The 8,438-nt window shown below is 61.2% G+C and carries 10 protein-coding genes, 1 tRNA gene and 1 pseudogene; 1 reads left to right on the forward strand and 11 read right to left on the reverse strand.

The window, feature by feature from the left end; genetic code table 11:
• Positions 1-166 precede the first annotated feature (166 nt).
• Positions 167-242, reverse strand: a tRNA-Lys gene (locus tag ABW043_RS19985).
• Positions 243-425: 183 nt separating this feature from the next.
• Positions 426-623 (reverse strand): hypothetical protein, encoded by a 198-nt coding sequence (locus ABW043_RS19990; protein ID WP_035087139.1) that lies wholly within the window; start codon positions 621-623, stop codon positions 426-428.
• A gap of 280 nt (positions 624-903) precedes the next feature.
• On the opposite strand from ABW043_RS19990, the gene ABW043_RS19995 reads away from it, so the two are divergent.
• Entirely contained in the window at positions 904-2,016 is a 1,113-nt protein-coding gene (locus ABW043_RS19995; RefSeq protein WP_353922954.1) for a pyridoxal phosphate-dependent aminotransferase, read from the forward strand.
• Here ABW043_RS19995 and ABW043_RS20000 read toward each other — a convergent pair.
• The 9 genes and pseudogenes from ABW043_RS20000 to ABW043_RS20040 all read right to left on the reverse strand — a co-directional run.
• Entirely contained in the window at positions 2,001-2,843 is an 843-nt protein-coding gene (locus tag ABW043_RS20000) for an endonuclease/exonuclease/phosphatase family protein (protein WP_353922955.1), read from the reverse strand. The genes ABW043_RS19995 and ABW043_RS20000 overlap by 16 nt on opposite strands.
• A 134-nt stretch (positions 2,844-2,977) precedes the next feature.
• Positions 2,978-3,427, reverse strand: a complete 450-nt coding sequence (locus tag ABW043_RS20005; protein ID WP_353922956.1) for a GNAT family N-acetyltransferase — start codon at positions 3,425-3,427, stop codon at positions 2,978-2,980.
• 68 nt (positions 3,428-3,495) lie between these two features.
• On the reverse strand, positions 3,496-5,055 hold the full coding sequence (locus tag ABW043_RS20010; RefSeq protein WP_353922957.1) for a 2-isopropylmalate synthase: 1,560 nt from the start codon (positions 5,053-5,055) through the stop codon (positions 3,496-3,498).
• A gap of 117 nt (positions 5,056-5,172) precedes the next feature.
• Positions 5,173-5,295, reverse strand: coding sequence for a hypothetical protein (locus ABW043_RS20015; RefSeq protein WP_291406996.1), 123 nt, complete (start codon positions 5,293-5,295; stop codon positions 5,173-5,175).
• A gap of 131 nt (positions 5,296-5,426) precedes the next feature.
• Complete coding sequence (locus ABW043_RS20020) at positions 5,427-6,311, reverse strand: PhzF family phenazine biosynthesis protein (RefSeq protein ID WP_353922958.1); 885 nt, start codon at positions 6,309-6,311, stop codon at positions 5,427-5,429.
• A gap of 3 nt (positions 6,312-6,314) precedes the next feature.
• Complete coding sequence (locus ABW043_RS20025; RefSeq protein WP_353922959.1) at positions 6,315-6,806, reverse strand: heme-degrading domain-containing protein; 492 nt, start codon at positions 6,804-6,806, stop codon at positions 6,315-6,317.
• Positions 6,807-6,811: 5 nt separating this feature from the next.
• Positions 6,812-7,276: a GFA family protein gene (locus tag ABW043_RS20030; protein WP_353922960.1), complete on the reverse strand. Its 465-nt coding sequence runs from the start codon at positions 7,274-7,276 to the stop codon at positions 6,812-6,814.
• Between the two features lie 107 nt (positions 7,277-7,383).
• On the reverse strand, positions 7,384-8,046 hold the full coding sequence (locus tag ABW043_RS20035) for a hypothetical protein (protein WP_353922961.1): 663 nt from the start codon (positions 8,044-8,046) through the stop codon (positions 7,384-7,386).
• 74 nt (positions 8,047-8,120) lie between these two features.
• Positions 8,121-8,438, reverse strand: a pseudogene (locus ABW043_RS20040) (ketol-acid reductoisomerase); the annotation flags it as partial.

The following is an 8,438-nucleotide window of genomic DNA, read 5'->3' on the forward strand; positions in this document are numbered from 1 at the left end:
TATGCGCCCGTCTCTGAAGACCGGCACCAAAGTGGGGCCTCTCTACCAAGCGACTTTTCGGCTGTCTAGTGCGTTTCGCCGACTATCCCCGTCCCATCTTGGGACCAGAAACGACAGAGGCGACCCGAAGGTCGCCTCACGTAAATCCTTGCAACAAGGAAGACTTTGGTGGGCGCACAAGGGCTCGAACCTTGGACCCGCTGATTAAGAGTCAGCTGCTCTACCATCTGAGCTATGCGCCCGTCTCTGAAGACCGGCACCAAAGTGGCGCCTCTCTACCAACTGACTTTTCGGCTGTCTAGTCCGTTTCGTCACAATATGTGGATAAGCTTCTGTGATCCTTCTGGATCCGCCCTCTTGCGGCGCGATCGGGCGCCGCAACAGATCGTGCTCCATCCCGGCCCGCCGGCCGGGAGAGCGGACTTTTAAGACCGCAGGTGGCGGTAGGCGTTCAGTTCAAAGACGTTGTCGCGCGGTTCCGGCTCTTCGGGCCGGAAATCGTCCATCAGGCCGATCGTCCGCTCGATGATGTGACGCAACTGGCGAGATTGCTGGTCGGCGCCTTGCAGGATAACCGCCGCACGCTGCAAATGGTCACGAGCAAGCAAATAGGTGGGGTTCACTTTTGCTCCTTTCAAACGGGCTGAGTTGAGAGCGCCGGGGGAATCGGCGCATGACCAAGGGTGACCGCGCATAGTTGTCGACGACTTGCTGACTTGCTTGCGATTTAGTTCAAATGCCATCGGCCGCGAACGCAGCTTGAGAGCCCCGGCCCAAGGGCCTCTGCCGGTTATGAACACCTAATCTGGCTGTTAAGAACTTCCCGCGACGGCACCTATCTCCCCGTGGCTTGGAAGCCGAGATGGGATAAAACCTAACCGCACCTCTTGTCGGAGCCTTCAATTGCCGCTGCCCGAACTCACGGAAATCGCCGAAAAACTGCCGGAAACCGTACCCTTCGTCGGCCCGGAGGCCATCGAGCGCAAGACCGGGGTGAAAATTCGAGCACGAATCGGCGCCAACGAATCCGGCTTCGGCCCCAGCTCGAAAGTTCTGGCCGCCATTCGAGAGGCCGCCGAGGGCATCTGGAAATACCCCGACCCTGAAAATTACGACCTGCGCGTCGCTGTCGCCGACTTTCATGGCATCGCGCCCGATGAAGTCACCATCGGCGAAGGCGTCGATGGCCTGATGGGCCTCATCGTGCGCCTCTTCATGGAACCGGGCGATGTGCTGCTGACCTCGCTCGGCGCCTATCCCACCCTCAACTATCACGTCGTCGGCCACGGCGGCCGTCTCGAGTTCGTACCCTATACGGGCGCGCACGAGGATCTCAGCGCCCTTGCCGAAGCCGCACAGCGACTGAAGCCGCGCATCGTCTATGTCGCCAATCCGGATAACCCCATGGGCTCCTACTGGCCCGCAGCGGACGTCGAAAAGTTCATCGCTGCCGTGCCCGAAGAAACCCTCATCATGCTCGACGAGGCCTATGGGGAATTGGCGCCAGACGACGCCCTGCCCGCCATCGACACAAGCAAGGGCAACCTCCTGCGCCTCAGGAGCTTTTCCAAAGCCTACGGCCTCGCCGGCATCCGCGTGGGCTATGCCATGGGCCCCAGGAAGATCATCGGCGCCTTCAACCGTGTGCGAAACCACTTTGGCGTCAACCGCCTCGCTCAGGCCGCCGCCATGGCTGCGCTGGCCGATCAGGACTACCTTCGCACCGCCAAGGCCAATATCGCCGCCGCCCGCGAGCGCATTGCCGGCATCGCCAGAGACAATGGCCTCGTCGCCCTGCCCTCAGCCACCAATTTTGTCGCCGTCGATTGCGGGCGCGACGGCGCCTATGCGACCAGGATTCTCGAAGAATTGGCCCTGCGCGGCGTCTTCATCCGCAAGCCGGGTACGCCGGGGCTCGACAAGCACATCCGGATCAGCGTTGGCCCGGAGGCCGATATGGCGCTCCTTGCCGAGTGCCTGCCCCAGGCCATTCGCGCCGCTCAGGGCGCGGCGTAGAAGCCAATCCGAGCCAGGAGATAGCGATGGTTCGAACCATGGCTATCTTCGCCCGCGGCAACCTCGATAATCCGCGCATTCCCCCGCGTGAAAATATTGTCGATGGGAACCCCGAATGCCCCCAGTTCGACAGGCCAGGTCGCCGGATAGCTCGGTGCAGGAATAAGGTTCAGGTCGCGCCCCAGCCAGGCGACCGGAGTGGCCCAGATCGCCGAGTTGAAATCGCCCGACAGCACGACGGGGCCCGCTATCTCGGAAATCACGTAGCGCAGATAGGACAGCTCGCTCAGCGAGGCCTCGTCGAAATATGGCTTCGACAGATGAATGCCGACGACGGTGAGCGCCACGCCGTCGATCGTCATCGGCGCAATGGCAAGCCGCGCCCGCCGGAACGGCGGAATGTCGAGCACCCGGCCATTCTCGATCGGGTGGCGCGAAAAGATCGAGATATCGCACGTCATCGGCTGATCGCAGCCGAGCCGATAGGGCAAGGCGGCCTCGATCTGCGGGATATACTCGACGACCCCAGGCGTTTCCATGATCAGCGCCACATCGGGCGCCGTCGAGACGATCAGGTTGACCGCATCGCCGGGCGTTCGATTGCCGCTCAGCACATTGTAGTTGAGGAAACGCATCTCGGCCTGTAGCGCGCCGACCGGCTCTTCACGCCGCGCTTCGAACTGCCAGACGTAAAATGCGCCATGCGCAAAGGCGATGACCACCACGCCAAGGAAGAGCAGCGCCCGCCACTTGGCGCCGAACAGCACCATGAAAAAGGCGAGCACCAGGCCCAGCGCCACGAGGTGAAACCGTAGGGTCTGCAGCAAGAGTTCGCCGGGCAATCCCGGCGTAATTGAAGTGATTGCAAGAATGACGGCAAGCACGCCGCCAAGAGCGAGGACCGCTCCTCGAAATTCCGCTTTACTCCACATCCTGCCCTCGCGCGGTAGTCCGAGACAGGCTAGAGCAGCTTCCTCATTTGGATGCAAGACAGCGGACTGTTCTCGAGCTCACTGGGGTCCCATTCGAACGGCTCCCAACCGGTCTTCTCGTAAAAGCCCAATGCGTTGTCCACGGCGTTTACAAGTAGTGTGTGCACGCCCAGCGCCCTGGCCTCTTCGGTCACGAGCGATTCCATCACGCGCCCGTGTCCGCGCTTCTGTTCCGCCGCAGTGATCGCCACGAGGCGGACGACGGCCCGGCCGCTTCCAAAAAGATCAAGCCGGACAGTGCCCAGCGCCTCCCCATCCCGCTTCAGCAGAAAGGGATGAGCAAAGTCCGCGTAGTCGTCCGGGTGGTTGTCATTGTAAATCCCGAAGCGGCCTCTGGCTTCGAACAGCTCAACCCGGCGAATGGCGTGAAAATCCGCCCAATCCGCAGGATCGCCAACCTTCACAAGCTCATAGCCCATTGCACGCCCCCGTAACCTTGCTGCCCAGAAGAACCGGGCAGCAAAGACCTTGCAAGCTGGATGCGAGTTTAGCCGGCCAATGCGCCCTGCGCTGACGCCCCGCGCTCGATCATCACGCGATTGAGTGCATTGAGATAGGCACGGGCCGAAGCCACCAGCGTATCAGGCTCGGCAGCATTGCCCGAGGCAATCCGGCCGTTCATTTCGAGACGCACATGGGCCGAAGCCTGCGCGTCGGTGCCGCCGGTGACACCGTCAATGGCGTAGAGGACCAGATTCGGGTCCTGCTCCACGGCCTTCTTGATGGCGTTGAAGATCGCATCCACCGAACCCGTGCCGTCATAGGTCACCGATGTCTCGGTGCCATCGACCGACAGGGTCATGTTGCAACGGTGCACGCCGCCGGTCTTGGAAACGACCTCCATGTCGACCAGCTTGATCCGATCGCCCACGGAACCGACTTCGTCGTCGACCAGCGCGATGATATCGGCGTCGTAGACGTGCTTCTTGCGGTCAGCCAGGTCCTTGAAGCGCTGGAAGGCTTCCTGGAAGGCATTGTCGCCCAGTTCGTAGCCCAGTTCCTTGAGCTTGTCCTTGAAGGCGGCGCGGCCCGAATGCTTGCCCATCACCAAGGTGGTTTCCTTGATGCCGACGCTCGCCGGCGTCATGATTTCATAGGTCTCGGCATTCTTCAGCATACCGTCCTGATGGATGCCGCTTTCATGCGCGAAGGCATTCTTGCCCACGATGGCCTTGTTGTACTGCACCGGGAAGTTTGACGCTGCCGATACGATACGGCTGGCACGCGAGAGCTGGGTGGTCTCGATTTCGGTGAAGAACGGCATGGCATCGCCGCGGGTCCGCAGCGCCATCACCACTTCTTCGAGCGCCGCATTGCCGGCACGCTCGCCCAGGCCATTGATCGTGCATTCGATCTGCCGCGCACCGCCGGCCACACCGGCCAGCGAATTGGCGACGGCCATGCCCAGGTCATCGTGGCAGTGTACCGAGAAGATCGCCTTGTCGGCGTTCGGTACGCTTTCGATGATGGTCTTGAACATCTGGAAATGCTCTGCCGGCACCGCATAACCGACCGTATCGGGCAGGTTGATGGTCGTCGCGCCGGCTTTGATAGCGGTATCGACGCAACGCTTCAGGAATTCAAGAGGCGTGCGGGTCGCGTCCATTGCCGACCATTCGACGTCATCAACCAGATTGCGCGCCTGCGCCACGGTACGGGCGATGATCTCGATCACCTCGTCCTCGGTCTTCTTCATCTGGTGAGCCAGATGGATGGGCGAGGTAGAAACGAAGGTGTGGATACGGCCCTTGCGGGCGTGGCGCACGGCTTCGGCAGCGCGGTCGATATCGGCGGTGATGGCGCGCGCGAGCCCAGCGACTGTCGCGTTCTTCACCTGCTTGGCGACAGCCACGACGGCCTCAAAGTCACCATTGGAAGCGATCGGAAAGCCGGCCTCGATGATGTCGACGCCCATTTCGTCGAGCGCGTCGGCAACCTGCAGCTTTTCTTCCAGCGTCATCGTCGCGCCGGGCGATTGCTCGCCGTCACGCAGCGTGGTGTCGAAAATGAAGACGCGTTCTTTGTTGCTGTTGCTGGCAACGGACATTTTTCTATTCTTTCCTATCGGCCCCGAGGCAATGGCTCGCTGGACCGGACATGTTTCGATGTTCGGTTTATGGCGATATCCCCTGACGACCCGCTCGTTAATCCGAGCTGCCGGTGATCAGGGGCTGATAAGAAGGAGAAGGAGCGCAGGCAAAAGCAGCATGCCAGCAGCAATCAACAGCTTGGTCTGGAGGACCTGCTGCTGAGTGATGGCGATAGCTTTGGCGCGACGGCGCTGCATGGAGAAAACTCTCTAATTTGACGTCAGCATGATCGAATTCGCCGCATCGTGCAAGCCTGCAACGCGGTATTGATATGATTTTATCGATGTCCGCGGCGCATTGGTCAACGAAGTGATACCGGCCGGGGCCCCTACCCCAGATCCAGCACACCCTCGCCGACGATCACGGCGTGCCCGCCAATCGCCCCATGCGTCAGCACTTCGCTTTCCCGACGCAATTGCAGGGAGATTCGGCAGAGCCGGCCCATCTCCTTGCCCTGGCGCAACGAATAGTCCGCCTGGCCAGAGCCGAAATCGGCCTGATCCGACAGCAGCCCGATCAGCGCGGCCGCGGCCGAGCCAGTGCCCGGATCTTCGCCCACGCCCATGCCGAACATGCGGGCGGCAATATTGTTCTCCGGCTCTTCCGGCGTCAACGTGAACACATAGGCCGAGTTGTGATCGTGGAAGAAGATGTCCTCGAACATCGCCATGTTGGGCTTCACGCGCTGCAACACCCGGGCGTCGCGCACCGGGATGAGATGGAACGTCACTCCCGCCGTATAGACCACCGGCGCATAGACATCGCAGCCGATCTCTTCGATATCGATGCCGAGCGCCTGGGCAATGCCCAGCTTGTCGGTCAGGTCGGCAACTTTGGTCGGCAAGCGCGGCAGCGCAAAGCGCGCCTCGCCGGAACGCTTGTCGGCTCTCTCGAAAAGCGCAGTCACAAGACCGATCTTTTCTTCCATGCGCACGGCGCTTCGATCGTTCTGCAGGCCCAACACAACGGCAGCGCCGACGGTCGGGTGACCGGCAAAGGGCAGTTCCTGGTACGGCGTGAAAATGCGCACTCCAGCCGCATTGCGCTCGCTGCTCGGCTTGGTCAGAAACACCGTTTCGCTGAGGTTGAACTCGCGCGCAATGGCCTGCATTTCATTGTCGAGCAGGCCATCCGCCTTGAGCACAACGGCGAGCTGGTTGCCCTGCAGGCGCTCGCGCGTAAACACGTCAAGCAGCAGATAATCGAGCTTCATCTCTCAGGCCTCGGGCAAAGCATAATCGGCGCGCGGGCGACCGAGATGGTCGCAGAGCGCATCCACGGCCACGCCATGGTCCTTGCGGCCCGGCAGGCCCGAAATGGTCAGCGATCCGATGATCCCCGCCCCCGGCACGCGCAGCGGAAAGCCACCGCCAGCAATCACATAGTCAGCCACATCCGCGCCCGACTGTGGAGAGAATGGCCCCTCGCCGCGCTCAAGCACCAGCCGATAGCTGGCACGCTGAAAACGGCGCACCGAATTGATCTTGCGACGCACCCATTCGGCATTGTCGGCACTGGTGCCGGGCGTTGCCGAAAAGAACAACTGCCGATCCCAGGTGCGAATGTCGACAACGAGGGAAAGCCCTTCCTCAACGGCACGGGCGCGAATGGCCGAGCCGATTTCAAAGGCCACAGCCTCATCCAGCGCCGGCAGAACCAGTTCCAGCTCCTGGCGCTTCACCAGGGCGATGTCGTCTTCGGTGGTCATGTCACTCAATCCTGATGCGAACGGGTCCAGGCGTCGAAAAGCGGCGTACGGTCGGAGGCGCCCTTTGGAAAATTGACTTGGGCAGCGTCAATATGCGCCCAGGCCGCCTTGCTGTCTGTCCAGATATTTCCCACTGGCGCGGCCCAGTCGATGTCATCCAGCGTGCCGGCCCGCACCACCTTGATGGTCCCAGCCGGCGGGTCGTTCCACAGCCAGCCATGGCAGTGGGCGCAAAAATTCATGCGCACGACATTGCCGCTCTCAGCCGTGCGGTCATAGCGTGCGATCTCGCCCTGCTGCAGTTCGAAATCATCATTTTTGACGATCATCGACATCGACCAACCTGCGCCCGAAAAGCGCTGGCAGTCCTTGCAATGGCAATTGTAGACCGAAAGAGGTGACGCCTTGATGCGATAGCGTGCGGCGCCGCATTGACACCCACCTTCAACTGGAAAATCCGGTAAAGCCATGCTGCTGTCCTCCATCACGCGGCATGGTTCTACTGCATTGGCGAGGCTGTTCTAAAGCGAAATCTTGCCGTCCTGCCATGCATCTAGCAGCTCCGCCGTATAGGCCATTACCTGCCCCGGCCCGCCGCATCGGAAGCACGCTTGATCGCAACGACATCGGCGAGTTCGCGATGCTCCTGACGCTCAAGATCGGCGCGAATCTTGGCCAGTAGCTCCTCCGCCGAAGCGTCAAAATGAAAAGCCTGGCCAATAGACACACGCGGCCCGTCGAGCACCGCGACGAGATTGCCCAGCCGGGCATCGGACGCGTTGAGACCCGTCTCCTCAGCCAACTCGATTTCCGTCGAGCGCGCCACATCCACCCGCCCATCTTCCAACACATCACGCGGCTCTAGCGAGCCACCCGGTGGGTAGATTCGCCCCGCATTGGCGGTGTCGTCGCCCATCACGCCGAGAATGAGAAAGCCATCGGCCGAGACAACCAGCGCCGAGCCGAAGAGATTGCGAAGCCCTATCTCCGGAAACCCAGCTTCGCGCCAGGTCAGAAAAGCCGAAAACGCATCTTCACGCGCTTCCGAGCGCAATATGCCATCCTCGCCTATGACCGGCGGCGATACGCCCAGGATTCTGCCGTCCCAAAGATGCGGGTTGGCCTCAAGCATCGCAGCCCACCCTCCAGACACCGACGCACGCAGATCCTCCGGCATCGGCCAAGCTCCCGGCACGAAACGGATATCGACGCCATTGATGGGAAGGACGCTGATGCTCATCGGTAGGACTTCTCGACGCTGGAGAAAAGAAAACGGGGGCCGAAGCCCCCGTCTCTAGATACCAATTGTGGCGATTAGTTCTTTGCCTTGTCGACCAGCGCGCCGGCCTTGATCCAGGGCATCATGTCGCGCAGCTTGTGGCCAACGGCTTCGATCTGGTGCTCGTCGGCGAGGCGACGGGTGGCCTTGAAGCGCGAACCGCCGGCCTTGATTTCCTGCATCCACTCGGAGGTGAACTTGCCCGACTGAATGTCGTGCAGAACGCGCTTCATCTCGGCCTTGGTTTCCGAGGTGATGATGCGCGGACCGGTGACATATTCACCCCACTCGGCCGTGTTCGAGATCGAGTAGTTCATGTTGGCGATGCCGCCCTGGTAGATCAGGTCGACGAT

This window comes from Devosia sp., from assembly GCF_040509215.1.
Lineage (GTDB): Bacteria > Pseudomonadota > Alphaproteobacteria > Rhizobiales > Devosiaceae > Devosia.